The sequence below is a fragment of the Bradyrhizobium sp. CCBAU 21365 genome (assembly GCF_015291305.1).
Classification (GTDB): domain Bacteria; phylum Pseudomonadota; class Alphaproteobacteria; order Rhizobiales; family Xanthobacteraceae; genus Bradyrhizobium; species Bradyrhizobium elkanii.
In genome coordinates this window covers 8,602,230-8,628,665 of the sequence record NZ_CP030036.1, presented here as the reverse complement: position 1 = coordinate 8,628,665, position 26,436 = coordinate 8,602,230, and the positions used below count along the sequence as shown (strand labels likewise).

28 protein-coding genes are annotated in these 26,436 nt (G+C 65.7%); 17 read left to right on the top strand and 11 right to left on the bottom strand.

All coding sequences use genetic code 11. The features are described from left to right. Positions 1 to 21: 21 nt before the first annotated feature. Positions 22 to 993 (bottom strand): nitronate monooxygenase family protein, encoded by a 972-nt coding sequence (locus tag XI02_RS40825; RefSeq protein WP_172646683.1) that lies wholly within the window; start codon positions 991 to 993, stop codon positions 22 to 24. A 179-nt stretch (positions 994 to 1,172) separates the two neighbouring features. Between XI02_RS40825 and XI02_RS40820 the strand changes: the two genes are divergently transcribed. Then, positions 1,173 to 2,060, top strand: a complete 888-nt coding sequence (locus XI02_RS40820) for a LysR family transcriptional regulator (RefSeq protein WP_016845277.1) — start codon at positions 1,173 to 1,175, stop codon at positions 2,058 to 2,060. 9 nt (positions 2,061 to 2,069) lie between these two features. On the opposite strand, the gene XI02_RS40815 is transcribed toward XI02_RS40820, so the two are convergent. Both XI02_RS40815 and XI02_RS40810 read right to left on the bottom strand, forming a co-directional pair. After that, entirely contained in the window at positions 2,070 to 3,632 is a 1,563-nt protein-coding gene (locus XI02_RS40815; protein ID WP_172646684.1) for a glycosyl hydrolase family 17 protein, read from the bottom strand. 166 nt (positions 3,633 to 3,798) lie between these two features. Then, a complete protein-coding gene (locus XI02_RS40810) occupies positions 3,799 to 4,452 on the bottom strand; it encodes a DNA-3-methyladenine glycosylase (RefSeq protein WP_028333626.1) in 654 nt (217 codons plus the stop codon). A gap of 132 nt (positions 4,453 to 4,584) precedes the next feature. Between XI02_RS40810 and gluQRS the strand changes: the two genes are divergently transcribed. Further along, positions 4,585 to 5,466, top strand: a complete 882-nt coding sequence (gene gluQRS, locus XI02_RS40805; RefSeq protein WP_172649033.1) for a tRNA glutamyl-Q(34) synthetase GluQRS — start codon at positions 4,585 to 4,587, stop codon at positions 5,464 to 5,466. Positions 5,467 to 5,589: 123 nt separating this feature from the next. Beyond that, the gene (locus XI02_RS40800) at positions 5,590 to 6,921 is read left to right on the top strand and encodes an ATP-binding protein (RefSeq protein ID WP_172646685.1); all 1,332 of its coding nucleotides are present in this window, start codon (positions 5,590 to 5,592) and stop codon (positions 6,919 to 6,921) included. Here the strand turns inward: XI02_RS40800 and XI02_RS40795 are convergent. After that, positions 6,848 to 7,708, bottom strand: coding sequence for a YihY/virulence factor BrkB family protein (locus XI02_RS40795; protein ID WP_370143883.1), 861 nt, complete (start codon positions 7,706 to 7,708; stop codon positions 6,848 to 6,850). The two genes, XI02_RS40800 and XI02_RS40795, sit on opposite strands and share 74 nt — an antisense overlap. Positions 7,709 to 7,874: 166 nt before the next feature. Between XI02_RS40795 and XI02_RS40790 the strand changes: the two genes are divergently transcribed. From XI02_RS40790 to XI02_RS40770, 5 genes are all read left to right on the top strand, one after another. Next, the gene (locus tag XI02_RS40790; protein ID WP_016845283.1) at positions 7,875 to 8,069 is read left to right on the top strand and encodes a twin transmembrane helix small protein; all 195 of its coding nucleotides are present in this window, start codon (positions 7,875 to 7,877) and stop codon (positions 8,067 to 8,069) included. A gap of 79 nt (positions 8,070 to 8,148) precedes the next feature. After that, complete coding sequence (locus tag XI02_RS40785; protein ID WP_069280212.1) at positions 8,149 to 8,721, top strand: cob(I)yrinic acid a,c-diamide adenosyltransferase; 573 nt, start codon at positions 8,149 to 8,151, stop codon at positions 8,719 to 8,721. Between the two features lie 117 nt (positions 8,722 to 8,838). Next, positions 8,839 to 9,588, top strand: a complete 750-nt coding sequence (locus XI02_RS40780; protein WP_016845285.1) for an electron transfer flavoprotein subunit beta/FixA family protein — start codon at positions 8,839 to 8,841, stop codon at positions 9,586 to 9,588. Next, the gene (locus XI02_RS40775; protein ID WP_069280211.1) at positions 9,588 to 10,538 is read left to right on the top strand and encodes an electron transfer flavoprotein subunit alpha/FixB family protein; all 951 of its coding nucleotides are present in this window, start codon (positions 9,588 to 9,590) and stop codon (positions 10,536 to 10,538) included. The genes XI02_RS40780 and XI02_RS40775 overlap by 1 nt, the downstream gene beginning before the upstream one ends. A gap of 247 nt (positions 10,539 to 10,785) precedes the next feature. Next, positions 10,786 to 11,667, top strand: coding sequence for a 3-hydroxybutyryl-CoA dehydrogenase (locus tag XI02_RS40770; RefSeq protein WP_026191882.1), 882 nt, complete (start codon positions 10,786 to 10,788; stop codon positions 11,665 to 11,667). 14 nt (positions 11,668 to 11,681) lie between these two features. On the opposite strand, the gene XI02_RS46110 is transcribed toward XI02_RS40770, so the two are convergent. Then, positions 11,682 to 11,807 (bottom strand): hypothetical protein, encoded by a 126-nt coding sequence (locus XI02_RS46110; protein ID WP_256438796.1) that lies wholly within the window; start codon positions 11,805 to 11,807, stop codon positions 11,682 to 11,684. Continuing rightward, the gene (locus XI02_RS40765) at positions 11,804 to 13,048 is read right to left on the bottom strand and encodes a pyridoxal phosphate-dependent aminotransferase (protein ID WP_244980927.1); all 1,245 of its coding nucleotides are present in this window, start codon (positions 13,046 to 13,048) and stop codon (positions 11,804 to 11,806) included. The genes XI02_RS46110 and XI02_RS40765 overlap by 4 nt, the downstream gene beginning before the upstream one ends. Positions 13,049 to 13,143: 95 nt before the next feature. Here XI02_RS40765 and XI02_RS40760 point away from each other — a divergent pair, with 95 nt between their 5' ends. Continuing rightward, positions 13,144 to 14,001, top strand: coding sequence for a LysR substrate-binding domain-containing protein (locus XI02_RS40760; RefSeq protein ID WP_197971349.1), 858 nt, complete (start codon positions 13,144 to 13,146; stop codon positions 13,999 to 14,001). A gap of 121 nt (positions 14,002 to 14,122) precedes the next feature. Beyond that, positions 14,123 to 14,311: a putative motility protein gene (locus XI02_RS40755; protein ID WP_069280209.1), complete on the top strand. Its 189-nt coding sequence runs from the start codon at positions 14,123 to 14,125 to the stop codon at positions 14,309 to 14,311. On the opposite strand, the gene XI02_RS40750 is transcribed toward XI02_RS40755, so the two are convergent. Beyond that, positions 14,312 to 14,992 carry a TlpA disulfide reductase family protein gene (locus tag XI02_RS40750; RefSeq protein ID WP_069280208.1) on the bottom strand — a complete coding sequence of 227 codons (681 nt, stop codon included), beginning with the start codon at positions 14,990 to 14,992 and terminating at the stop codon, positions 14,312 to 14,314. A gap of 127 nt (positions 14,993 to 15,119) precedes the next feature. On the opposite strand from XI02_RS40750, the gene argH reads away from it, so the two are divergent. The 3 genes from argH (at position 15,120) to lysA (ending at position 18,161) form a co-directional block, all read left to right on the top strand. Continuing rightward, positions 15,120 to 16,517, top strand: coding sequence for an argininosuccinate lyase (argH, locus tag XI02_RS40745; RefSeq protein ID WP_172646687.1), 1,398 nt, complete (start codon positions 15,120 to 15,122; stop codon positions 16,515 to 16,517). Between the two features lie 92 nt (positions 16,518 to 16,609). After that, positions 16,610 to 16,879 carry a lipoprotein gene (locus XI02_RS40740; RefSeq protein ID WP_018268957.1) on the top strand — a complete coding sequence of 90 codons (270 nt, stop codon included), beginning with the start codon at positions 16,610 to 16,612 and terminating at the stop codon, positions 16,877 to 16,879. A 16-nt stretch (positions 16,880 to 16,895) separates the two neighbouring features. After that, a complete protein-coding gene (gene lysA, locus XI02_RS40735; RefSeq protein ID WP_172646688.1) occupies positions 16,896 to 18,161 on the top strand; it encodes a diaminopimelate decarboxylase in 1,266 nt (421 codons plus the stop codon). Positions 18,162 to 18,313: 152 nt separating this feature from the next. Here lysA and XI02_RS40730 read toward each other — a convergent pair whose 3' ends face one another. Beyond that, complete coding sequence (locus XI02_RS40730; RefSeq protein ID WP_172646689.1) at positions 18,314 to 19,225, bottom strand: NAD(P)-dependent oxidoreductase; 912 nt, start codon at positions 19,223 to 19,225, stop codon at positions 18,314 to 18,316. A gap of 194 nt (positions 19,226 to 19,419) precedes the next feature. Beyond that, on the bottom strand, positions 19,420 to 19,803 hold the full coding sequence (locus XI02_RS40725) for a carboxymuconolactone decarboxylase family protein (protein WP_018268955.1): 384 nt from the start codon (positions 19,801 to 19,803) through the stop codon (positions 19,420 to 19,422). Between the two features lie 172 nt (positions 19,804 to 19,975). On the opposite strand from XI02_RS40725, the gene XI02_RS40720 reads away from it, so the two are divergent. The 4 genes from XI02_RS40720 to XI02_RS40705 all read left to right on the top strand — a co-directional run bounded on the left by XI02_RS40720 (position 19,976) and on the right by XI02_RS40705 (position 25,132). Then, positions 19,976 to 22,609, top strand: coding sequence for a TIGR02302 family protein (locus XI02_RS40720; protein ID WP_172646690.1), 2,634 nt, complete (start codon positions 19,976 to 19,978; stop codon positions 22,607 to 22,609). Between the two features lie 320 nt (positions 22,610 to 22,929). Further along, positions 22,930 to 24,243 carry a TadE/TadG family type IV pilus assembly protein gene (locus XI02_RS40715; RefSeq protein WP_244980928.1) on the top strand — a complete coding sequence of 438 codons (1,314 nt, stop codon included), beginning with the start codon at positions 22,930 to 22,932 and terminating at the stop codon, positions 24,241 to 24,243. A 74-nt stretch (positions 24,244 to 24,317) separates the two neighbouring features. Continuing rightward, positions 24,318 to 24,758: a TadE/TadG family type IV pilus assembly protein gene (locus XI02_RS40710; RefSeq protein WP_172646691.1), complete on the top strand. Its 441-nt coding sequence runs from the start codon at positions 24,318 to 24,320 to the stop codon at positions 24,756 to 24,758. Further along, entirely contained in the window at positions 24,755 to 25,132 is a 378-nt protein-coding gene (locus XI02_RS40705; protein WP_244980929.1) for a TadE/TadG family type IV pilus assembly protein, read from the top strand. The genes XI02_RS40710 and XI02_RS40705 overlap by 4 nt, the downstream gene beginning before the upstream one ends. Positions 25,133 to 25,142: 10 nt before the next feature. On the opposite strand, the gene XI02_RS40700 is transcribed toward XI02_RS40705, so the two are convergent. Both XI02_RS40700 and XI02_RS40695 read right to left on the bottom strand, forming a co-directional pair. After that, a complete protein-coding gene (locus XI02_RS40700) occupies positions 25,143 to 25,520 on the bottom strand; it encodes a response regulator (RefSeq protein ID WP_028340383.1) in 378 nt (125 codons plus the stop codon). Between the two features lie 37 nt (positions 25,521 to 25,557). Next, on the bottom strand, positions 25,558 to 26,424 hold the full coding sequence (locus XI02_RS40695) for an MJ0042-type zinc finger domain-containing protein (RefSeq protein ID WP_172646692.1): 867 nt from the start codon (positions 26,422 to 26,424) through the stop codon (positions 25,558 to 25,560). Positions 26,425 to 26,436 lie beyond the last annotated feature (12 nt).

Sequence of the window (26,436 nt, the reverse complement as noted above, 5' to 3'; positions counted from 1 at the left end):
CCCGGACTTTGTGAAGTAGCGTCAGGCGCTGGCGCGCAGGAAACCGCTGCGCGCCGCGGCGAACTCGGACTTGAGCCGCGTTACCAGTTCGGCGACCGGCGGGACATCGGCGATCTGGCCGATGCCCTGGCCCGAACCCCAGATGTCGCGCCAGGCCTTGGCCTTCATGTTGCCGCCGGAGCCGAAATTCATCCGGGATTTGTCGGCGACCGGCAGATTGCCCGGATCGAGCCCTGCCGCCGCGATCGACGGTCCGAGATAGTTGCCGTGCACGCCGGTGAACAGGTTCGAATAGACGATGTCGTGCGCGGCGTATTCGGTCAGCGCCTGCTTGTACCTGATATCGGCGTTGGCCTCCTCGGTCGCGATGAAGCGGGTGCCGATATAGGCGAGGTCGGCGCCGAGCGCGAGCGCGGATGCGATGCTCCAGCCGTCGGAGATCGCGCCCGACAGCAGGATCGTGCCGTTGAACCATTGCTTGACCTCGCGCACCAGCGCGAACGGCGACAGCGTGCCGGCGTGTCCGCCGGCACCGGCGCAGACCAGGATCAGGCCGTCGACGCCCTGCTCGGCGGCCTTGCGCGCGTGCTTCACGTTGATGACGTCGTGGAACACGACGCCGCCATAGGAGTGCGCGGCCTCGACGATCTCGGACGGCGGGCGCAGCGAGGTGATGATCACGGGCACCTTGTGCTTCACGCAGGTCTCCATGTCGCGCATCAGGCGGTCGTTGGAGGCGTGGCAGATCTGGTTGACGGCGTAGGGCGCGACCTTCTTCTCCGGATGCAGCGCCTGGTACTCGCCGAGTTCGTTCTCGATCTGGGTCAGCCATTCGTCGAGCTTTTCGGCCGGGCGGGCGTTGAGCGCCGGGAACGAGCCGACGATGCCGGCCTTGCACTGCGCGATCACGAGCTCGGGCCCCGAGACGATGAACAGCGGGGAGCCGACGACCGGCAGTTCAAGCTTGTTGGCGAGCGAAGCGGGCAGCGTCATTTTCGGATCCTCCATGCGCGTCGCCCGGCCGGCGGCCCGGGCGGATCGCGATTTATTGTGATGGCTGGAGCGGCGGCGCTCTTGGCGCGGCAATATAAGGCTGGACGGCTCGGTCATGGCGTTCAATATTGAACATTGGATCGGCCAGAAATGAACGGTGTCGCAGGAAGGGGAGCGGCATGGACTGGGAGCTTTGCAAGACATTCGTGGCGGTGGCGGAGACACGCAGCCTTGCCGGGGCGGCACGGCGGCTGCGCATCAGCCATCCCACCGTCGGCCGCAACGTCGCGGCGCTCGAGCAGCAACTCGGGACCCGCCTGTTCGCGCGTTCCAATGACGGCCTGTCGCTGACGTCGCATGGCCGCAAATTCCGCGAGCACGCCGAAGCGATGGCCGCGGCGGCCCTCCGCGCGGAGGCGGCCGCGTCCGCCACCGGCGAGCAGGCGCGCGGCGTCGTGAAGCTGTCGATCGGCGCGACCTTGGCCGCGCACTGGCTGATGCCGCGCCTCGGCCCGTTCCTGCGCGATCACGCCAACATCCAGCTCGAGATCATCACCCATCCGTTCCCGGCCAGCGTGCGCCGCCGCGAGGCCGACGTGGTGCTGCGGCCGGTCGATGCGGGAGAGGAGAACCTGATCGGGCGCAAGATCGGGCGGCTCGGCACCGGCTTCTACGCGTCCCGCGACTATGCGGCAGGGCGCAAGCTGCCGGAGCGGCGGGACGAGTGGCGGGGCCACCATGTGATCGGCTTTGCCGACCAGGCCTCGAACGCGCATCTGGCGCGCTGGAGCGATGTCATCACCCGGCAGGGCACGCTGGTGATGCGCTGTTCCTCGCAGGGCGACATGCTCGCGGCGGCGCGGGCCGGGCTCGGGATCTGCGCGCTGTCCTGCCTGGTCGGGGCCGACTACCCCGATCTGGTGCGGGTCGCGCCGCAAAAGCTCTCGAGCCTCTCCGATCTCTGGCTGCTCGCCCATCCCGATCTGGTCGCGCTGCCCGCGGTGCGCGCCGTCATCGGCTTCGTCACCGACTGCGCGCGCGAGGACCGCGTCAGGCTGCGGGGCTAGGGCGCGTTGTCAGGCACGCGCCCGCAACAGCGTCACCGCGAGCAAGACAAAGGCCGCGCAGGTCCACAGCGACTGCCAGTTCTCCGCCCCTTCGTTGAATCCTGTGTAGATCGCCGTTGCAATGAAAATGCCGGCAAAGATCGACTCCGCCAGCGGGCGGATTCCCTTGCTGGGAGGATTGAGCAGCGTCACGGCGGCAAAGGGCACCGCCGCCATGGTCAGAGGCGCAAAGGGAAAGTCAATGAAGCGCGGGTCGAACACAAGTCCGATTGCGGTCGCCGTGCCGATCACGACGGTGATCATCAAGGCCAGTCCGTGCAGGGTCACCAGCACCGATTCAGTGTGGTGGCCCTTCGGGCCCAACACTTCGGAAAAGCTGGGCGGTGCGCGGCCCGACATCAGGGCGTTGGCGCCCAGCACCGGCGAAGCCGTGGCCGCCACCAGCAGCGAGCCCCACACAAGCCAGCCTCCCGTTCCGTAGCTTTCATAGACTAATCTTTGCTCGGCGACGCCAAACAGGATGCCAGCCGTGGTCGCCGATAGCGCGATCGCAAGCCACGACGCGAATGCGGCCTTTCTCGGCTTGCGGCGCAAGGTCAGCCATGCCGCACCGAAGACGAGGATCGCCAGCGCCATTCCGCTGACCATTTGCAGCTTCCAGAGCGGAAAATTGCTGACCGGCTGGCCCGGCGGATATTTCGGCATGCGCTGCTCGGAATCGAACAGCCCCCAGGAGCCGCCGACCGTGCCCTCGATCTCCCGCTTCCATCCTTCATCATAGGCCTCGAACAGGTTGACGCGGAAATGCTCGCGCCGGGCAAGGTCGAGGACCTCCGAAACCACTCGCGCCTGATTGATGCGGGAGGGCAGCGCGGACTCGCGCATGCGCCCCTCGCTCGGCCAACCGATCTCTCCGATAAAGATTTCCTTGCCCGGAAAAGCCGCCGCGATCTGTCGGCGCATCTCGTCGGCGTGGGCGGCGGCATCTTCCGCCCGGATCGGAACATTCTCCCAATACGGCAGGATATGAACCGTGACGAAGTCGACCGCGTCGGAAAGTTCGCGATTGCTCAGCCAGAATTCCCAGACGTCGGCATAGGTGACGGGGACGGAGACCTGCGCCTTGATCGAGCGGATCGTGGCGGCGAGGTCGGAAGCCGACATTTCCTTGCGCAGCAACACCTCGTTGCCGACCACGAGCGCGATGATCGTCTCCGGATATTCCTTGGCGAGGCGGATCGCGGTGGCGACCTGCGTTGCATTCTTCTTGCGGTCCCGATCGAGGAAGATGCCCTGGATGACCTTCAGCCCCGCCTTGGCCGCGAGTGCGGGAATCTGGTCGAGACCAAGATCGGTAGCATAGGTGCGGATGCAGTCGGAAATCTTCGCGAGTTGGGCGAGGTCTTCCGCGATCTGTTCCGGCGAGACCTGCGTCGCCGGCGAAAGTGATGTCTGATTGTTGCGGAACGGCGCGTACGAGATGCACTGCACCTTGTCGTTCGGATCGATCGGCGCGCGCGGCAGGTTGACCGGGATGCCGAGCCACCACCACACCGCGGCGATCGCGCCCAAGGATACCGAGAGAAGCGTCAGCGGGATACGGAGAGAAATCAGGTCCGTCTCCTTGCAATAGGGACGTGCTGCGCGTGCTAAATGGGCGAGGCCGGCAAATTGAAAAAGTATCTCTCTGCTGATTCTATATCACGCGATCAGGCGGTTGGTGTGTTTTTCTCGACGACTACTTTGCGCCTGCGATCACGCCCTCGCGATTTCTGAGCACGCGATAATACGCCCACCACAGATGCGCTGCGGCGCCGCGCAGCGGACGCCACGGCTCCGCAAGCGGCGCCATCTGTTTCGGCGTCGGCCGCTCCTTCAAGCCAAGCCCGACCTTGACCGCTTCCTGCACGGCGAGGTCGCCCGCGGGCCAGGCATCGCCATGGCCGAGGCAGAACAGCAGATAGACATCGGCGGTCCACGGGCCGATCCCGGGCAGCGCCGTCAGCGTGTTGTGCGCCGCATCGGCCTCCTCATTGGCAAGGACGTCGAGGTTCAGCCGCTCCTCGGCGAGCTCGCGCGCGATGTGCTTCAGCGTCTTGATCTTGGCCGCCGACAGCCCGAGCCGGCCGAGCCGGTCGGCCCGGGCCTTGCGGATCGCGTCATGGTGGAACGGGTCGAACGCCGTGCTGACGCGCCCCCAGATTGCCGCCGCACTCGCGGTCGAGAGCTGCTGGCCGCAGATGATCGCGGCAAGCCCGGCAAATCCAGGCTCGCGCTGCCTGATCGCCGGCATGCCGGTCAGTTCCAGGATCGGACGCAGGCGGCGGTCCTGGTCGACCAGTTTGTGGATCGCGTCGTCGAGGTCGGCCTGGGTTTCGAGATGAATCAGCATTTGCGGGGTCTGCATCGGCTTGTCAGGCGCGGGCTTGACCCGCGCATCGATCTCCTATCGTAACAGAGTCTTGTCCGGGCGCATGAACCAGAGTCGCCGGGCAAGCCCGGCAATGACGCGTGACCGATGACCATGCCACCCGTTTTCCGCTTCGCGCCGAGTCCGAACGGCTACCTGCATCTCGGCCACGCCTATTCGGCGCTGCTCAACCACGATCTCGCGCGGCAGTCGGGCGGACGCCTGCTGCTGCGGATCGAGGACATCGACGCGACGCGCTGCCGGCCGGAATTCGAGCAGGCGATTTATGAGGATCTGGCCTGGCTCGGCATCGCCTGGGAGACCCCGGTGCGGCGGCAGTCCGAGCATTTTGCCGCCTATGGCGCGGCGATCGACCGCCTGTCGGCCCGGGGGCTGGTCTACCCGAGCTTCGAAAGCCGGACCGAGATCGCGCGGCTGGTCGCGGAACGCGAGGCCGGGGGCGCGTGGCCCCGTGATCCGGACGGCGCGCCGCTTTATCCGGGGCTGGCCAAATCGCTGTCGGCCGAGGCGCGCGACCGGCTGATCGGGCAGGGCGTGCCGTTCGCGTTGCGGCTCGACATGGCGTCAGCCCGCGCGCGCGCCGGCGAGCTGCGCTGGCAGGACGCAGGTGAGGGGCCGGCTGGCGAGAGCGGAGACGTCGCGGCCCGGCCTGAGGCCTGGGGCGACGTGATCCTGGCGCGCAAGGAGACCCCAACCAGCTACCATCTCTCGGTCGTGATCGATGACGGCCTGCAGGGCGTTACCGATGTGGTCAGGGGCGTTGACCTGTTCTGGTCGACCAGCGTGCATCGGCTGTTGCAGGAACTGCTCGGTCTGCCCGTGCCAAACTACCGGCACCATCGGCTGATCCGAGACGCGGCCGGCCAAAAGTTGTCGAAATCGACCCAGGCGACCGGGCTGCGCGAGTTGCGGGCGGAGGGGGCGAGCCCGGCCGATATCCGCCGCCTGGTCGGTTTGCCCTGGGATTTTGGCTAGGTTTGATCGCAAAGGAGTGCGGTTACCATCATGGCGCTTTGCGCGGGCGCACCGGAAACGCCGCCGTGACTCCGGCACGCCTGGCATGCCATGTTGTCGACCGGGGCGGGGATCACGGAGACCATGGCGTCAAAATCGCGCGCACGGCGCAGCAAGCGGCCATCCAAAAGGACGCCGCCGAAGACGCGCGCCACCAGACCGCGTGCTGCCAAACCGCGTGTTGCCAAAACGCGTGTGGCCAAGACACGAGTGGCCAAGGTGGCGGCCAGGCCGCGCCGCAAGCGTGCCGTGCCGAAGCCGGCCCCGAAGGCCGGTCCCGGCATGGTCGATACCGCGCTTGCCGCCTTTGCCCATGAGGTGCGGACGCCGCTCACCGGAATCCTTGCGATCAGCAATCTGCTCGCGACATCCGATCTCGGCGAGCGCGAGCGGCGCTGGGTCGACACCATCAAGGCCGGCGCCGAGCATTTGGCGAGCCTTGCGACCCTGTTCGTCGACGCCGCCCGGAGCGAGGGGCCGGGGCTCGAGATCCGGCAGGATTTCTTCGACCTGCGCACGCTGGCGCGCCACGCCGCGGATTCGCTGGCCGGCCGTGCGGCAGCCAAGGGGCTGCAGGCTTCCGTCGAGGTCTCCGACCAGCTGCCTGCCTTCGCGGTCGGCGATCCCGTCCGCCTGCGCGCGGCGCTCGAAAATCTGATCGACAACGCGGTGAAGTTCACCGAGCAGGGCAGCATCGAGCTGCGTATCGCGCCGGTGGGCGCGGCCAAGGGAAGGTCGGGCGACAAGATCGGCGTCGCGTTCGCGATCTCCGACAGCGGCATCGGCCTGACGCTATCGGAGGTCAAGCGCCTGTTCCGGCCGTTCTCGCAGGCCAACGTCTCGATCGCCGCGCGGTTCGGCGGCGCCGGGCTCGGCCTGTCCTCCGTCAGGCAGCTCGCGCGCGCCATGGGCGGCGACATCGTCGCGGACCGCCGCGCCGGCGGGGGCACCACCTTCACGCTCAAGGTGGAGCTGGAGCCCGCCGAAGGGCCGGCCGGCACCGGCTCCGGCGCGAGCGCGGCGGCGCTGATGTCACAAGGGCTGCGGCTACTCAGTGTCGAGGACAATCCGTTCGGCCGCGTCGTGCTCAACACGATCCTGACCGAGCTCGGTCATCACGCCGAATTCGTCGGTCAGGGCGAGGCCGCGCCCGACCGGCTCGTGCAGGGCGCCTTTGACGCCGTGCTGATGGACATGGTGCTGCCCGGCATCGGCGGCATCGAGGCGATCAAGCGCATCCGCGCGCTGCCGCCGCCGCACGGCCGCATCGTGATTGTCGGGATTTCCGGCCGGGCCGAAGACGAAGCCGCGGCGCGCGCTGCCGGCGCCGACGGCTTCCTGGTCAAGCCTGTGTCCCCGCGGGCGCTCGCGACTGCGCTGCATGAAGCGACACGCCGTGCGGCAGCCGCGACTTGATGATCGCCGCGTTCAACTCGCCGCCGAACACGAAGATCGCGGCGATGAAATACAGGAACACCAGTGCGATCACCACCGAGGCCAGTCCCGCATACATCGTGACGTAGTTGTTGGCGAAGCGTGCGAGGTACATGCCGAAGCCGATGCCCGAGAGCAGCGAGGCCACCATGGTGAAGATGATGCCGGGCAGGATCTGCGTGAAGCTGCGACGGCCCGCCGGCAGCCAGGCGTGCAGGATGAAGAGTGCGACGACCAGCGCCAGGATCGTGACGCCGTAACGGGCGGTGTTGAGCAGGCTCTCGTTGGATTCGACGAAGAACGGGATATAGCGCCGCGCCGCCTCGATGATCAGCGGCCCGAGCACGATCAGGAAAGCCATCGCGAGCGAGGTGAACGCCGCGACCAGCGTGTAGCCGATCGATTCCAGCCGCAGCCAGTACCAGCGCCGCGGCTCGATCACGGCGTAGGCGCGGTTCAGCGCCACCCGCAGCGCCTCGACGCCGTTGGAGGCGAAGTAGACCGCGAGCACCGCGCCGATGGTCAGGATGTCGCCGCGGGTGTTGGTCAGCACGTCGTGGATCTGGCCGGACAGCGCCTCGGCGACCTGCTGCGGCCAGACCTGCAGCATCAGCCCGACCGCCTGGTCGGCGAGCTGCTTGGAGCCGAAGAAGCCGGCCACCGAGGTCAGCACGATCAGGAACGGAAACAGCGCCATCAGCGTCGACAGCGCGATGTGGCTCGCGATCGCCCAGCCGTCGTCGGCGAGGAACGTGTAAAAGGCATCCATCACGACGTGGGTGACGTAACGAAGCTGCTTCACATTCCACCCGGCATTGTCGAAAACTGCTCGGCCCGAGAACGGACCCAGCATCTGATATTACGCGCTGAAAAGCCAGTTGGTTGCATGGCCGGGCTGTGTGGAAGTCGGCGTCCTGCGGTGTTATGTACCGCAAATGACATCTCTCCTCAGCACGATCATTCTTCCCATCGCCGTCGGCGCCGTCGCGCTGGTGCTCCTGCTCGGCCTCGTCAATATGATGAAGGGCGGCTCGCCGAACACGTCGCAAAAGCTGATGCGGCTGCGCGTGCTGCTGCAGTTCGTGGCCATCGTCTTCGCAATGCTCGCGGTCTGGGCGATGGGGCGCTAGGTGAGGTAGATTTGTCGGGCTATTCTCTACCTCTCCCGATCGGAGCGGTGGACTCGAACATCGAACACCGGAGCCTGCCATGGTCGTTCTCAATCGGATCTACACGCGCACCGGCGATGACGGCACCACCGCGCTCGGCTCCGGCGAGCGGCGGCCGAAATACGATCTGCGCATTGCCGCCTATGGCACGGTAGACGAGACCAATGCTGCGATCGGCGTGGTGCGGCTGCATCTTGCCGGCAGCCCCGAGGTCGATGCGATGCTCGGCCGGATCCAGAACGATCTGTTCGATCTCGGCGCCGACCTCGCGGTGCCTGAGCGCGAGGGCAAGGCCGAACGTCTGCGGATGCTGGCAAGCCAGGTCGAGCGGCTCGAGCGCGATATCGACAGTCTGAACGACCAGCTCGCGCCGCTGACCTCGTTCGTGCTGCCCGGCGGCACGCCCGCCTCCGCCTATCTGCATCTTGCCCGGACGATATGTCGCCGCGCGGAACGGATGATGGTGGAACTCGCCGCCCAACCCGATGAGCCGGTCAATCAGGCTGGCATCCAGTATATGAACCGCCTGTCGGATTTCCTGTTCGTTGCCAGCCGCTTCCAGAACAATAAAGGAGCGGGGGACGTGTTGTGGGTGCCGGGCCAGAACCGCTAAACTGGTTCAAAATCAGGGGACGGTTTTTTGGCTTTGGCGCGTTGACCGGGAGAAACGGGACCTTTAGGTTCCGCGCCAGCCAACCGAAACCCATAAAATCAAAGCGAAAGAGGATCGATGAAGGTTCTTGTGCCGGTAAAGCGGGTCGTCGACTACAACGTCAAGGTCCGCGTCAAGAGTGACGGGACGGGCGTGGAGCTCGCCAACGTCAAGATGTCGATGAACCCGTTCGACGAAATCGCCGTCGAGGAAGCGCTGCGGCTGAAGGAAGCCGGCAAGGCGACCGAAGTGGTGGTGGTGTCGATCGGACCCGCACAGGCCTCCGAGACCATTCGCACCGGACTTGCGATGGGCGCCGACCGCGGCATCCTGGTCAAGGCTGAAGGCAATGTCGAACCGCTCGCGGTTGCCAAGATCCTGAAGGCGGTGGTCGAGGCGGAGCAGCCCGGCCTCGTCATTCTCGGCAAGCAGGCGATCGACGACGACTCGAACCAGACCGGCCAGATGCTGGCCGCGCTGCTCGGCTGGTCGCAGGCGACCTTCGCCTCCAAGCTCGAGGTCGAAGGAAGTGACTTCAAGGTCACCCGCGAAGTCGACGGCGGCCTGCAGACCATCAAGCTCAAGGGCCCGGCGATCGTTACCACTGATCTTCGCCTCAACGAGCCGCGCTACGCGTCGTTGCCCAACATCATGAAGGCGAAGAAGAAGCCGATCGACGACAAGAGCGTCGCCGACTACGGCGTCGATGTGACGCCGCGTCTGGAAGTGCTGAAGACCGCGGAACCGGCAGGCCGCAAGGCGGGCGTCAAGGTCAAGGACGTCGCCGAACTCGTGAACAAGCTCAAGACCGAAGCCGGGGTTCTCTGATGACGACGCTGTTGATTGCTGAACACGACCACGAGACGCTGAAGGACGCGACCAACAAGGCGCTGACCGCGGCGAGCCAGCTCGGCGGCGATGTCCATGTGCTGGTTGCCGGTGGCGGCCAGGGCACCAAGGCGGCGGCGGAAGCAGCTGCCAAGCTTGCCGGCGTCACCAAGGTACTGGTGGCCGAAGGCCCCGCCTATGAGCACGACCTTGCCGAGCCGCTGGCTGCGCTGATCGTCGCGCTGGCTCCCGGCTATGACGCGTTCGTCGCGCCCGCGACCTCGCGCTTCAAGAATGTGATGCCGCGCATCGCAGCCTTGCTCGACGTCATGCAGGTCTCCGAGATCATCAAGGTCGTCGCGCCCGACACCTTCGAGCGGCCGATCTATGCCGGCAACGCGATCCAGACCGTGAAGTCGAAGGACGCCAAGAAGGTGATCACGGTCCGCACCTCGACCTTCGCCGCCGCCGGCGAAGGCGGCAGCGCGGCGATCGAGAACGCCGCTTCGGCCGCCGATCCGGGCCTGTCGACGTTCGTCGGCGAGGAAGTCGCCAAGAGCGACCGCCCCGAGCTGACCTCGGCCAAGATCATCGTCTCGGGTGGCCGTGCCATGCAGAGCCGCGAGAACTTCGCCAAGTACATCGAGCCGCTCGCCGACAAGCTCGGCGCCGGCGTCGGCGCCTCGCGCGCCGCGGTCGATGCCGGCTATGCGCCGAACGACTGGCAGGTCGGCCAGACCGGCAAGGTGGTGGCCCCGGAACTTTATGTCGCGGTCGGCATCTCCGGCGCGATCCAGCATCTGGCCGGCATGAAGGACTCCAAGGTGATCGTCGCCATCAACAAGGATGAGGACGCGCCGATCTTCCAGGTCGCCGATTACGGCCTGGTCGCCGACCTCTACCAGGCGGTTCCGGAGCTCACCGAAGCGCTCGGCAAGCTCGGAAAGTAAGCGACAAGACACCGGCCGGGTGGGTAAGCTCCGGCCGGTGTTATTATTTTCGAGGCAATGATCCGGAAACGTTTTTCCGAAAGGATCATGCTCGACAGGGGAAATGGGACCCGGGTGTGATGACCTGTCATCACATCATGGTCCCGGGAAACGTTTTCCGGCGGATTGGGCAACCCGGAAGGCTTTACTTCGGGTATCGTTGGAATTGGGCAGGCGCGATGTGCGCGCCGTTCCGGTGGATGACAAGATGACGGTGGCAATCAAAAAGGTCGGCGTGATCGGTTCGGGTCAGATGGGCAATGGCATTGCCCATGTGGCGGCGCTGGCCGGCTTCGACGTGGTGCTCAACGACGTGTCCGGCGACCGGCTGAAGTCGGCGCTGGCGACCATCAACGGCAATCTGACCCGCCAGGTCGCCAAGAAGGCGATCAGCGAGACCGACCGCAAGCAGGCGCTCGACCGCATCACCTCCGCCGAGTCGCTCGACGCGCTCGCCGATTGCGATCTCGTGATCGAGACCGCGATCGAGAAGGAAGAGACCAAGCGCAAGATCTTCCATGAGGTCTGCGCGGTGCTGAAGCCGGAAGCGATCGTCGCGACCAACTCGTCGTCGATCTCGATCACAAGGCTCGCCGCCTCGACCGACCGCCCGGAGAAATTCATCGGCATTCATTTCATGAATCCGGTGCCGGCGATGGAGCTGGTCGAGCTGATCCGCGGCATCGCCACCGACGACATGACCTTCGACACCGCCAAGGCGTTCGTCGCCAAGCTCGGCAAGCAGGTCGCGGTGTCGGAAGATTTCCCCGCCTTCATCGTCAACCGCATTCTGTTGCCGATGATCAACGAGGCGATCTACACGCTGTATGAAGGCGTCGGTAACGTCGAGGCGATCGACGCCGCGATGAAGCTCGGCGCGCACCATCCGATGGGCCCGCTCGAGCTCGCCGATTTCATCGGTCTCGACACCTGCCTGTCGATCATGCAGGTGCTGCACGAGGGATTGGCCGACTCCAAATACCGGCCGTGCCCGCTGCTGGTGAAGTATGTCGAAGCCGGCTGGCTCGGACGCAAGAGCCAGCGCGGCTTCTACGACTATCGCGGCGACAAGCCGATCCCGACGCGGTAATCACCTCTCTCGTTTCAGATCAGTGTCCGCAAGAGCGCGAGCGCTGCGGGCACGAGACCTGCGATGACAGCCACACCCGTTCCAAGTCCGAGCAGATGCGCCGCCAGCGCGAGATGCTGGCTGTGTGCGTGAGGCGTCATTGCAGTGCCGCGCAGGCGCGCTTCAGCCGCCTTGCAGCCTCCTCGATGGTCGCTGACGGGTTGGCGAAGCTGACGCGGATATAGGGCGACAGCCCGAGATCCTCGCCGGCAAACACCACCACATCGGCCGCCTCGAGCAGATAGGCCGAGAAATCGCGGTCGGTCCGGATCACTCTGCCATCCGGCGCGCGCTTGCCGATCACGCCGGCGCAGGCGACCAGCAGATAGAACGTGCCTTCCGGCGGCGTGCAGGACAGCCCGGCGCATTCGTTCACGAGTTCGGCAAAGTGGTCACGCTTGGCGCGAAGGATGGCGGCGCGCTCAAGCAGCACATCCTGCGCGCCGTCGAGCGCGGCAACCGCCGCCGCCTGGCTGATCGACGAGGCGCCGGACGTGGTCTGCGACTGGATGGTGATCATCTCGCGAATCAGCGTCGATGGTCCGGCGGCATAGCCGATGCGCCATCCCATCATGGCGTAGCTCTTGGCGAGGCTGCTGACGGTCAGCGTCCGCGGTTTGAGGCGCGGCTCGATTTCCGCAAGCGTCGGCGCGGGCGCGCCATGGAACACGATGTGCTCGTAGAGCCCGTCGGCCAGCACCCAGATGTCCGGATGCCGCACCAGGACCGCGGCGATCTCGGACAGATCCTCGCGCGAATACAGCGCGCCGGACGGGTTGACCGGATTGTTGACGATGATCCAGCGGGTTCGCGCCGAAATCGCAGCCTGCAAATCCTCCGCGCGCAGCTTGAAGCCGTTGTTCTGCGCGCACGGCACCACCACCGGCGCCGCGCCGGCAAGCCGCACCTGATCGAGATAGGGCGCCCAATAGGGTGCGGGGATGATCACCTCGTCGTCAGGCGCCAGCGTCGTCAGCAGCGCGTTGAACAGCGCCTGCGTCGAGCCGTTGGTGATGACGATCTCATCCAGCCTGTAGTCGAGATGATGGTCGCGCAGCAGCGCGGCCCGCACCGCCCGCTTCAGCTCCGGCGTGCCGTCGACATCGGTGTAACGGGTCTCGCCGCGCAATGCCGCTTGATGCGCCGCCGCGATCACGTGATCCGGCGTCGGGAAGTCCAGATTGCCGGACGACAGCTCGATGATGTCGCGGCCGGCCGCGCGAAGTTCGCGGGCACGGCGCCGCAGCACCGACGCGGGCGACGCCTTGATGCCGCTCATCCGCGGCGAGAGGGATGGCAAGACGGATGGCAAGACGGATGGGATGGCTGAAGCGGGCGCCACGGCGGTTCTCCTGTCGGGTTCGACCCAACCTAGGAGCTTCTTGATCATTGAAAAATCGTATGGAATAGTATTTCAATGATTTTGATTTTAAATGTATGGCCATGAAAGCACTCGATATCGAGGCAGTGCAGGCCTTTGTGCTGGTCGCCGATCTCAGCAGCTTCACGCGCGCGGCGCAGGCGATGGAGACCACGCAGTCCGCGATCAGCCTGAAGATCAGGCGGCTGGAGGACGGCCTCGGCCGGCGGCTGCTGGAGCGAACGCCGCGGCTGGTTCGGCTGTCAGCTGAAGGTGCCGCCTTCCTCGGCGCCGCGCGCAATCTGGTTGCCGCGCATCAATCGGCGATCGGCTCGTTTGCCGTCGAGCATCGGCGATTGGTCGTCGGCATCAGCCACCACATCGTCGGATCGGAGCTGGCCTCGCTGCTGAAGCGGATGAACACCACCGATCCCGGGGTGGTGATTCAGCTGCACGTCGATACGTCGCGTTCGGTGCTCAGCGCATTCGACGACGGCAAGCTCGATGCGGCGATCGTGCTTCGCCATGACGCCAAGCGCCGCGATGGCGACGTGCTGTTCGAGGAATTGTTCGGCTGGATGGCCGCGCCTGATTTTCACCATCGGCCGGGCGAGCCGTTGCGCCTCGCCACGCAAGCCGAGCCGTGCAGCGTGCGGGCCATGACGATCGAAGTTCTCGACGCCGCCGGCATCGCCTGGACCGAGGCATTCGTCGGCGGCGGGCTGTCGACGATCGGAGCTGCGCTCTCCGCGGGCCTTGCGGTTGCCGCGCTGGCGCGCCGGGTGGCGCCGGCCGATACCGTCGACCTCGGGCCAAAGCTTGGCCTGCCGCCGCTGCCGTCCCGCGATGTGGTGCTGCACTCAAAGCTGTCTGACGCGCGGACACGGCAGGCGCTGCGCACCCTCGGCGCGGCCTTCGCGGCGAACGCGGCCTGAGACGCGGATCATCGAGCGAGCGGGACCTTCGAGGCCGATGCGTCAGCCTGACGCGGCGATCGATTACCCAAGCATTAACTTTCGCGCGTTACCTCAAACCCCAGTTTTGGGAGTGCCGCGTATGGACATGATGAGCATGGTCACCAGCATCTTGTCGATGCAGCAGGGCAATTTGCAGGGTGAGATCGCGACCCGCGTCACGAAGCAGAACCTCGACGCCGAGAAGTTCGCGGTTCAGACCCTGCTCGGCACGCCTTCCACCGCGAATTTGTCGCCCGGTATCGGCGACAACCTCAACGCCGTCGCCTGATCAGAACCCGGCTGCGGCCGGGGCTAGCGCCGCCTTCACCAGCTTGATCGCGTCGTCGCTCGCCCATTCGGCGGGACCGGCGATATTGGCGATTTCGCAGCCCTGGCCGTCGACCAGCACCGAGGTCGGCATGCCCAGCGCCTTGCCTATGTTCTTAAGGTCCTGAAAAACCTTGGCTTTCTGATCCGAAAAATAGCCGAGATTGGTCAGATTGGCCTCTTTCAGGAAGTTTTTCGGCTTGTCCGGGTCGCGGGTGTCGATGTTGATCGCGACCACCTCGAAATCCTTGCCGCCGAGCTTGGTCTGCAGGCTGTCGAGCGCCGGCATTTCCTTGCGGCAGGGCACGCACCAGGTCGCCCACAAATTGACCAGCACGGTCTTGCCGCGCCAGTCCGAGAGCTTCTTCGGCTGGCCGTTGGCATCCTCGAAGGTCAGGTCGGGCAGCCTCAAGGGGGTGGTTGCCATGGTCAGCGCCGCGACCTCGCCATGGGCGAGCGGAGCGATCTTCTTCGCCAGAGCCACCGCGCTGTTGCAGGCGATATCGCCGCCCGCGGGATGCTTGAGGCTGGAGACCCCGACATAGCCGATCACGGCCCCGGCCAGCACGGCGCCGATCACCAGCGGGATACGCCACTTGGCGGTCGGCCTGGCGGTCGGGTTGGGTGGGGTCGTCTCGGGCATATCGTTTGTCATCCTGGGTCAGATGTGGCTAAGCAGTGCCGGGAATACGACCGGAACTGCGGTGCTGTTTCGCCGCCTCCGGCCATGAAACCGCAAGGCTGAAATACGAATTCGTGAGCGAGATGTCATGAGCAACAAGATGTGGGGCGGCCGGTTCTCGGAACGTCCCGACGCGATCATGGAGGAAATCAACGTCTCCATCGACGTCGACCGTCACCTTTATGCCCAGGACATTGCCGCGTCCAAGGCCCACGCCGCGATGCTCGCCGCGCAAGGCATCATCACGTCAGCTGATGCGAAAAATATCGGCAAAGGTCTAGACACGATTTTGTCAGAGATCGGCAAGGGCGATTTCGATTTCAAGCGCGCGCTCGAGGACATTCATATGAATGTCGAGTCGCGGCTGTCCGAATTGATCGGGCCCGCGGCGGGCCGGCTGCACACCGCGCGCTCGCGCAACGACCAGGTCGCGACCGATTTCCGGCTCTATGTCCGCGACACCATCGATGAGACCAATGCGGCGCTGGCCGCGTTCCAGCAGGCGCTGGTCGCCCGCGCGCTGGAGCATGCCGGCACGGTGATGCCGGGCTTCACCCATCTGCAGACCGCGCAGCCCGTCACCTTCGGCCATCATCTCCTGGCCTATGTCGAGATGGCCGGCCGCGACCGTGGCCGCTTTGCCGACGCGCGCAAGCGGCTGAACGAATCGCCGCTGGGAGCGGCTGCGCTCGCGGGCACCTCGTTTCCGATCGACCGCGCCGCGACCGCCAAGGCGCTCGGCTTCGACCGTCCGATGGCCAATTCGCTCGACGCGGTGTCCGACCGCGATTTCGTGCTGGAGACGCTGTCGGCGGCGGCGATCTGCGCCGTGCACATGTCGCGCTTTGCCGAGGAGATCGTGATCTGGACCTCGCCCTTGGTCGGCCTCGTCAAGCTCAGCGACAAGTTCACCACCGGCTCGTCGATCATGCCGCAGAAGCGCAATCCGGACGCGGCCGAGCTGGTGCGTGCCAAGACCGGCCGCGTGATCGGCGCGCTGACGGCGCTCCTGATCGTGATGAAGGGCTTGCCGCTCGCCTATCAAAAGGACATGCAGGAGGACAAGCAGGGCGCGATGGAGGCTTTCGAGGCTCTGTCGCTGGCAATTCGCGCCATGACCGGCATGGTCGAGGACCTGGTGCCGGACGAGGCGAAGATGAAGGCCGCCGCGGGCGAGGGCTATGCCACCGCGACCGACCTCGCCGACTGGCTGGTCCGCACCCTGAAAATGCCCTTCCGCGACGCCCACCACGTCACCGGGCGCATCGTCGGCCTGGCCTCGAAGCAGGGCGTGGCCCTGCACGAGCTGCCGCTCAAGGCCATGCAGGAGGTCGAGCCGAAGATCACGGCCGACGCGCTGAAGGTGCTCAGCGTCGAATCCTCGGTGCAGAGCCGGACCTCGTTCGGCGGCACGGCGCCGAAGAATGTGATGGCGCAGGCGAAGAGCTGGGCCAAGCGGCTGGAAAAAGAGCGAAAATTGGGCTGAACCGGAAAATTTGGCCGTGATTTCATGGCGCTCCGCCTCTCGCCAGAGCACGCCAATGTTTGTATGGTGCCGCCCGAATTGGGGAATTCGTCGTGATTAGCAAGAACCGCCTGACCCCCTCGGGATGGGCCATCATTGTGCTGGGCGTATCAGCACTGGCGCTCGGCGGCTGCGGCCGCAAGGGACCGCTCGACCTGCCGCCGACCGCGAACGTCGCGCCGGGCGCTGCACCGAGCGACACCGAGAGCGAGCGGGCAGCGCAGCCCAGCGTGTTCAATCCGACCTATGGCTCGGAGGCTGCGCCGGCCGCGCCGCGAGGCAATAAACGGCCCTTCATCCTCGATCCGCTGCTCGGCAATTAGTATCTAAAAGCGTGTCATGAACCATTTCGACTATCGCAACGGCGTGCTGCATGCCGAGGCGGTCAATCTCATTGAGCTGGCGGAGGCCGTCGGCACGCCGTTCTATTGCTATTCGACCGCGACGCTGGAGCGCCACTACCGCGTCTTCACCGAAGCCTTCGCCGGTGAGAAGGCGCTGGTCTGCTACGCCATGAAGGCGAATTCCAACCAGTCGGTGCTGCGCACGCTGGCCAAGCTCGGCGCCGGCGCCGACGTGGTGTCCGGCGGCGAGTTGAAGCGGGCGCTGGCGGCCGGGATTCCGCCCTCGAAGATCGTGTTCTCCGGGGTCGGCAAGACCGAGGGCGAGCTGCGCGCCGCGCTCGCCACCGACATCCTCTGCATCAATATCGAGTCCGAGCCGGAGCTCGAGATGCTGTCGCGTCTCGCGGTCGAGATGAACAAGACGGCCCGCATCTCGGTGCGGGTCAATCCGGATGTCGATGCCGGCACCCATGCCAAGATTTCGACCGGCAAGTCCGAGAACAAGTTCGGCATTCCGATCGCGCGCGCCCGCGAGGTCTATGCCCGCGCGGCAAAGCTGCCGGGCATCAAGGTCACCGGCACCGATGTGCATATCGGCAGCCAGATCACCGATCTCGGGCCGCTGGAGGTCGCTTTCCGCCTGCTCGCCGAATTCGTGCAGACGCTGCGCGCCGACGGCCACGACATCTCGCATGTCGATTTCGGCGGCGGCCTCGGCATCCCCTATTACATGGATCGCGCCGCGCCGCCGGCGCCGGACGCCTATGCGGCGATGGTCAAGCGCGTCACGCACAATCTCGGCTGCACGCTGATGTTCGAGCCGGGCCGCATGATCGTCGGCAATGCCGGCATCCTCGTCACCCGCGTCGTCCATGTGAAGCCGGGCGATGCGAAGAACTTCGTCATCATCGACGCCGCGATGAACGACCTGATCCGGCCGACGCTGTATGAAGCGCATCACGACATTCTGCCGGTGCGCCAGCCTGCGCCCGGCACTCCGACCATGATCGCCGACGTGGTCGGGCCGGTCTGCGAGACCGGCGATTACCTCGCGCTCGACCGCGCGCTGCCGCAGCCGAAGGCCGGCGATCTGCTGGCGATCATGACCGCCGGCGCCTATGGCGCGGTGCAGTCCGGCACCTACAACACGCGACCTCTGGTGCCGGAAGTGCTGGTCAAGGACGACCAGTACGCCGTGGTCCGCCCGCGCATCGACGTCGACGCCCTGATCGCGATGGACAAGCCCGCGCCGTGGTTGTGAGGTGCTAAGCGCGCCACATCAATGGTGTCGTCCTGGCGACGGCCAGGACCCATAACCACCACTACCGCTTGTCTTGCGGCGCTGTGGCCCCAGCTTCCCTCACCACGAACGCCGGGGGTAATGGGTCCTGGCTTTCGCCAGGACGACGACGCTTACTTCGCGGCGTGCGCGCCAGCCTTGCCGCCGCCGACGATCACGCCCGCGGCCTTCTCGATCGGCTTGATCGCGGCGGTGAAGTCCGAATCCGGTCCCTCGTCGCGGATGATGACTTCCCAGAGCCGGCCGACCGCTTCGGCGACTTCCATCGAAAGCCCGAGCGAACGCATTTCCTCGACCGCAAGCCGCACGTCCTTCACCATCAAGCCGGTGGCGAAGCCGAAGTCGAAGCTGCGCGGCAACACCGAACGCGGAAACTTGTCGCGGCTCGCGGTGTTCAGCCCGGAGCCGGCATTGATGACGTCGATCATCACGGCCGGATCGAGCCCGGACTTGACGCCCATCACAACAGCCTCCGAGGTCGCCACCATCGCGGTCGCGGACAGGAAGTTGTTGGCGAGCTTCATGGTCTGGCCGGAGCCCGGCTTGGTGCCGATGAAGAACACCTTGCCGATGACGTCGAGCGCGCCCTTCACCAGCTCGAAATCGGCCCGCGGGCCCGACACCATCACCGCCAGCGTGCCCTTCTCGGCGCCGGAGACGCCGCCGGAGACCGGGCTGTCGATCTGCACGATGTTCTTCTTGGCCAGCAGATCGTGGATCTTCACCGCCATCTGCGAGCCGACGGTGGAGAGGTCGATGAAGCGTTTGACGCGCGTGCCCTCGATCACGCCGCCCGCGCCGGTTGCGACTTCGAGCGAAGCCTGCAGGGAGGGCAGGCTCGCCATCACGGTCTCGACGCGGTCGGCGATGTCCTTGGGCGAGGTTGCGGCCACCGCGCCGAGCGCAACCAGCCTGTCGAGCGCGTCCTTGCTGGTGTCGAACACGGTGAGCTTGTGGCCGGCCTCGATCAGCCGGCGCGCCATCGGGAGGCCCATCTTCCCGAGGCCGATGAATCCGATTTCCATGAGTCGTTTCCTCTGCGTCGTTATGTGCGGAGCCGCATGCCCCACATTCACTGTCGTCCCGGCGAAGGCCGGGACCCATTACCACCGCGCTTGATTGCTGTGCTCCGCTGGAGCCCCAGCGTGTTCCCACCACCAAGGCCTGTGGTTATAGGTCCTGGCTTTCGCCAGGACGACGGCGGTGAGCCAGCAATGCCTCACGCCTTGTTGTCGAGTTCGGCGAACACCTCGCGCGCGATGCGGAAGCTGTCGACGCCGGCCGGGATGCCGGCATAGATCGAGACCTGCATGAAGATCTCGCGGATTTCGTCGCGGGACACGCCGTTGGTCAGCGCGCCCTTGATGTGGGCCTTCAATTCGTGCGGCCGGTTCAGGATCGAGATCATGGCGAGGTTGAGCATGCTGCGGGTCTTGCGCGGCAGTTCCTCGCGGCCCCAGACCGCGCCCCAGCAATATTCGGTGACGAGTTCCTGGAATGGCTTGTTGAAGCTGTCCGAATTCTTCAGCGCATTGTTGACATAGGCTTCGCCCAGCACCGCCTTGCGGATTTCCAGCCCCTTGTCGTGCGTTTTTTGGTCCATATCGCGTTCCTCATGCGTTAATGCGATGGTTCGGCCGGGACGTTACGGGGTCGAACCGCCGCAGTCACGCCTTCGTGTTATGCGTATTTCCCGGTGTGGGTTACGCCCTGGAACGGGTGCCTCAAAGCCGCCGCCGTGCTAGGCTGACCTGCCGGCTACCCCGGAGATTTTATTGAGCGGAGCCAACATCGAGCCCTCTGACCCGTCACGCGCCGTCCGCGACAGCGATGCGGTCGCGCGGCTGAAACTGACGCAACAGAGACTCACGGAGGCTCTGCAGCGGGCAAGGTTCGCGATTGGGTGGGAACGGGCCTGGCCGCATCTGGCGCGATTCCTGACGATCGCAGGATTGTTCCTGGTCGCGTCCTGGGCCGGCCTATGGCTGGTGCTGCCGTTTGTCGCACGCGTGGCCGGTGCCGGCCTGTTCGGCATAGCTGCGCTCGCGGCGCTGTCGCCGCTGGTGCGCTTCCGCTGGCCGAGCCGTGAGGAGGGCCTGAGCCGGCTCGACCGCGGCGCCGGCATTCGCCATCGCCCGGCGACCACGCTCTCCGACACGCTCACCAACAAGGACCCGTTTGCGCTGGCGCTGTGGCAGGCGCAGCGCGAGCGCACGCTGGCCTCGATCAAGCGCATCCGCGCCGGGCTGCCGCGGCCGCGCGTCTCGCTGTACGACCCCTGGGCGCTGCGCGCGCTGGTCATCGTGATGCTGGTCGCGAGCTATGTCGCCGCCGGCGATGAGCGCGGCCTGCGGGTCGCCTCCGCATTCGACTGGAACGGCATCATGGCGCCGGCCAATGTCCGGGTCGATGCCTGGGTGACGCCGCCTAACTACACCGGCAAGCCGCCGATCATTCTGTCGAACGCCAACAAGGACGCCAACGCGGCCGACACCACCCCGCTCGCGGTCCCGGCCGGCAGCACGCTCCTGGTGCGCTCCAGCGGCGGCAGCATTGACGTCGTCGTCGGTGGCGGTGTGACCGAGGTCGCGCCGGACGGGCAGGCGCCCAAGGGCACCAACGAGCGGCATTTCAAGATCACCGGCGACGGCACCGCGCATGTCCGTGCGCCGGCCGGCCAGCCGCAGTGGAAATTCACCGCGACGCCGGACCGCCCGCCGTCGATTGCGCTCACCAAGGATCCGGAGCGGCAGGCGCGCGGCGCGCTGCAAATGTCCTACCGGCTCGAGGACGATTACGGCGTCAGCGAAGCGCGCGCGCAGTTCATGGCGCGGCCGACCGATGCGCCGAAGGAGGCCGACAGCAAGAAGGATGCCGACGGCAAATCCGCGCAGCCGCGGCCGCTGTTCGAGCCGCCGCAATTCGCGCTGGTGCTGCCGAATGCGCGCACCCGCAACGGCGTCGGCCAGACCGTGAAGGACCTCAGTGAAGACCCCTATGCCGGCGCCGACGTGACCTTGACGCTGACGGCCAAGGACGAGGCCGGCAATGAGGGCAAGAGCGAGCCGTTCAACATGCGGCTGCCGGAGCGCCTGTTCACCAAGCCGCTGGCGCGCGCGCTGATCGAGCAGCGCCGTATCCTGGCGCTCGACGCCAACCAGAACGGCCAGGTGTTCGCCGCGCTGGAGGCGCTGATGATCGCGCCCGAAATGTTCATGCCGGAGACCGGCTATTACCTTGGTCTGCACACCGTGAGCCGCCAGCTCGAGGCGGCGCGCACCGACGACCAATTGCGCGAGGTGGTCGCCAGCCTGTGGTCGCTCGCCGTCACCATCGAGGACGGCAACATCTCCGACGTCGACAAGGCGCTGCGCGCGGCGCAGGACGCGCTCAAGCAGGCGCTGGAGCGCGGCGCGACCGACGAGGAGATCAAGAAGCTCACCGACAATCTGCGCGCGGCGCTGGACAATTTCCTGCGCCAGATGGTCGAGCAGTTCCGCAACAATCCGCAGCAGCTCGCGCGGCCGCTCGATCCCAATGCCAAGGTGCTGAGCCAGCAGGACCTCAAGAACATGCTCGATCGCATGGAGCGGCTGTCACGCTCCGGCGACAAGGATGCGGCGCGGCAACTGCTCGAGCAGATGCAGCAGATGCTGGAAAACCTGCAGATGGCCCAGCCCAATCAGGGCGACGACGACATGCAGCAGTCGCTCAACGAGCTCGGCGACATGATCCGCAAGCAGCAGCAATTGCGCGACAAGACCTTCAAGCAGGGCCAGGATTCCCGCCGCGACCGCATGCGCGGCAAGCAGGGCGAGCAGTCGATGGGCGACCTGCAGCAGGACCAGCAGGCGCTGCGCGATCGCCTGAAGAAGCTGCAGGAAGAGCTCGCCAAGCGCGGCATGGGACCGGACCAGCGCGGCCAGAAGGGCCAGAAAGGTCAGGGTCAGAAGGGCGACCAGGCGCAGCAGGGCGATCAAGGCGGCGACCAGGGCGATGACGGCGATGATGGGCTCGACCAGGCCGATTCCGCGATGGGCGACGCCTCCGGGCGGCTCGGCGAGGGCAATGCCGACGGTGCGGTAGATTCGCAGGGCCGCGCGCTCGATGCGCTGCGCAAGGGCGCCCAGAGCCTCGCCGACGCGATGCAGCAGGGCGATGGCGACCAGCCGGGCGACAGCCCCGGCAACCGCGCCGGCCGCCAGCAGAGCGGCGGCAACCAGACCGATCCGCTCGGCCGTCCGCTGCACGGCCGCGAATTCGGCGACGATTACACGGTGAAGATCCCCGGCGAGATCGACGTGCAGCGCGTCCGCCGCATCCTCGAAGAGCTGCGCCGCCGCCTCGCCGATCCGTCGCGGCCGCAGATCGAACTCGACTACATCGAGCGGCTGCTGAAGGATTATTGAGGCCCGCGCCTCGTCCTCGACTGTCGCCGCGAAAGCGGGTGACGGCATTCAAGAGACATCGGCGCCTGAATCGAACGGCCGTGGCAAGCCGGATGCCGCGCTCGCGCGGGCATGATGCGGAATCTGCACGACGGTCGTAAGCCGGCAGACGTCGGCTTCTGCGGGCGACGCACCTCTCGCTCCAATCAGTGCGATCGGGTCCGCGGGGCGTTCGCCGGTTTCGCACAATTTCATTAAAATTGCAGGGTTCCCGTTGGCGCGCATTTAAGTCGCTTGCGTCACCGTACTTCTGAAAATTGGCAAGCGTCTCAGGAGAGCACATGAGGCACAGCCGTTTATTCATTGCATCGTCAAGTCGGCCATTGGGTATTACTCGCCGGCACCAACGGAAGACCTGCCTGTTTCGACACTTCGCTCGAGACCAGTCGGGCAGCTATGTCATCATTTCAGCGCTGCTCATGCCGGTCCTGGTCGGCACGGCAGGGCTCGGTACCGAAGTGGGATGGTGGTACTACAAACATAAGAACATGCAGAGTGCCGCCGACTCCGGCGCGGTAAGCGCCGCAACGGCGGCAAGTGCAGGTGCCGACCTTTTGTCCGAAGCCAATGCGGTCACGGCAAACTACGGTTACGCGAACGGGGCGAACAACGTCACGGTCACAGTGAATCAACCGCCGAAGACCGGCAGTCAGACGTCGAACCTGCAGGCGGTCGAAGTCATCGTGAGCCAACCGCAACAGCGGTTGCTGTCGGCCTTGTTCGGCTCGGCCCCGGTGCCGGTCACCGCGCGCGCGGTCGCGCTGCCGAATTCCGGGACGGGCTGCGTGCTTGCGCTCAACGCCAGCGCCAGCCCTGCGGTCAACGTGAGCGGCGGCAACCAGCTCAACCTGATCAAGTGCAACCTTTACAGCAACTCGGGTGCAAGCCCATCGCTCAACGTGGCTGGCAGCGCGACCGTCTCTGCGAATCAGGTCGGCGTCGTCGGCGACGTCTCCGGCGCCAGCAACATCACCGCCACCAACGGCGTCAAGACGCACGTGCAGCCGATGGCTGACCCGTATGCGAACGTCTCTCCGCCGTCGAAGCCGAGCTGCTCGAATGCCAAGATCACGGTCAATTCCAACGGCAAGACGAACTCGCTCAGTCCCGGCTGCTACTCGGGCAGCATTACCGTGAATGCCGGCGCAACGCTGAACCTCGATCCGGGCATTTATTACCTGGACGGCTCGAACCTGAGCGTCGCGGGCAACGCCACGATCACGGGCAGCGGCGTGACCCTGGTCTTTACGGGCTCGGGAAGCAAGTGGGGCACGGCTTCGATCGGCAGCAACGCGATCATCGATCTGACGGCGCCGACCTCGGGCTCCACGAAGGGCATCGTCATGTATGGCGACCGCAACATGCCGGCCGGGACCGCTTTCAATCTCACGGGTGGCGCCACCCAGAACTTCGGCGGTGCCATCTACCTGCCAAAGGTCAACCTCAGCTTCGGTGGTGGTAACGGCACCAGCACATCCTGCACCAAGATCATCGCCGATACCCTGACGTTCAGCGGCACGTCGAACCTTCAGGTCAATTGTTCGGCGCTCGGCACCGCGACGATCGGCTCGCAAACCGCGCAACTCATCGAATGAGGTTGGCCCCGATGCAAATCCAGAAATCCTCACCCACGCGCCACGGCGGGTTGCTTTGCTCTCTGACACGGCGCATGAGCGCCGCCGTTCACGACAGACGCGGCGTCGCGGCCATCGAATTCGGCATCATGATCCCGTTGCTGTCTCTGATGGTCGTCTCGGTGACCGACATTGGGCTTGCACTCTATCGCAAGATGCAGGTCGAGAATGCCGCGCAGGCGGGAGCGCAATACGCCATCGTGCGCGGCTTTGACGAGACTGGCGTTACCAGCGCCGTGACAGCCGCCACGAATTCCACGGCCATCAGCGCTTCGCCCAAGCCGTACCAGTTTTGCGGGTGCCCGACCAGTTCGGGGGTCAGCACCGTCAGTTGCGGTGCGGTCTGCGCCAGCGGCGCGCAGGCCGGAACATACGCCATGGTTTCGGCGCAAGGGACCTACTACACGCTGATCAATTATCAGATTGTCGCGGCCTCATACACCTATAGCGCCCAGTCCACTGCGAGGCTGCAGTGAAACTCACAACGCTATGGCGGGACAATCGAGGGGCCTCGGCGCTGGAATTCGCCCTGACCGCTCCCGTGTTCTTCCTGTTCATATTTGGCATCATCGAATTCGGACTGCTGTTCTGGACCCAGCTCGGGCTGCAGCACGGTACGGAAATGGCGGCACGTTGCGCGACCGTCAACAGCACGCTCTGTCCAAGCGGCAGCGCCATCACGAATTACGCCGCGCAGCAGGCGTTCGGCCTCACGCTTCCGGCGCAGACCTTCACCTATTCCACGTCAGCCTGCGGCAACGTGGTCAGCGCGAGTTATGCATTTCAATTTGCACAATTTCTCAATCTGTCCCCGGTGACGCTGACCGCCCGGGCATGCTTTCCGAGTTGAACTCGTAAACCTAGCTGGCCTTCCGCGCCGCCAGCGCGTCCGCGACTGCGGTGCGGATATCGGCCACCGAGAACGGTTTCGTCACCACGTCATGCACGATCGCCTCGAGGCCGGAGGCGCGCTCGCGCTGATGGGCGAAGCCGGTCATCAGCAGGATCTTCAACGCAGGGAAGTCGCGCGCCGCGGTCAGCGCCAGTGCGATGCCGTCCATCACGGGCATCTGGATGTCGGTGAGCAGAAGGTCGAACGCGCCTTCGTCGCGCGTCAGCACCTCCAGCGCCTCGGCGCCATCCTGCGCGGTCACGGTTTCGTGGCCGTCCATGGCGATGGCGCGCGCCACCAGCGAGCGCATCGAGTCTTCGTCGTCGGCGATCAGAACACGCGTCATGGTGATTGGTCGGTTCCCGATAGAGTTGACCGGCGGCTCACGCGCGGCCGCCGGTGAGATCACGCTTGTTGAAGAATCGTACGTCGATATTGCGGCCTTCGGGCGGCGGCGAGGCGAGGCGCGACTTGAAGAAGGCCCGCTCGCCAGGATGGAGCACCGGCTGCTCCAGCACGGCGTTCCAGGCATAGATTTCGGCGCCCAGGGCGTCGCGGACCGAGAAGCGCAGCCGCGGCAATTCGACCGGTTTCCTGGTCTGGCCGACGATCATGCCCGCGATCACCAGCACCGGCTTGCCGTCCACGGTCTCGTTGGTGATCTTGAGATCCTTGAAGGCGAGCCCGCGCAAATTCACGTCGAGTCCGGCCATCTTGTAGAACAGCGCGGTCTGCGGCAGCAGCCGCACCACGTCGTTGCGCCAGACGAACAGGGCAATGATCAGCGCCGCCATGGCGCCGCAGGTGGTCGGCAGGGCGCCGATCACGGGCATGAACGGAATTCGGGGTACGGCAAGCAGGCGGAACAGGCGGGGAAGCCGGGGCAGGCGGAAACGACCCCTGGTTCCGGCGTCCCCGGCGTCGGCATGGGCTGCGGCATCGGCCTCGGCCAGCGCCGGCCATTCCGAGGCGGCGTCGCTGCCCTCGGCGGGCAAATCGGCCGAAATCGACGGGCTCTCGACCACCGGGGTCGCGTCAGCCTCCTCCCGGCCCATGGCCTCCCATTCGGCGGCGAGATCGGAACCGGCGGACTGATAGGCCAGAGTGGGCGCGGTCGCCCCGATGGCGTCCTCCGGCCGGGCCAGCCAGACCTCCCGGCAGCGGGAACAACGGACGGTGCGTCCGGCCTCGCCCAAGGTGGCCGGATTGATGGCGTAGGATGTTGTACAATGCGGGCAAACAATATGCATGAAGGCCGAATC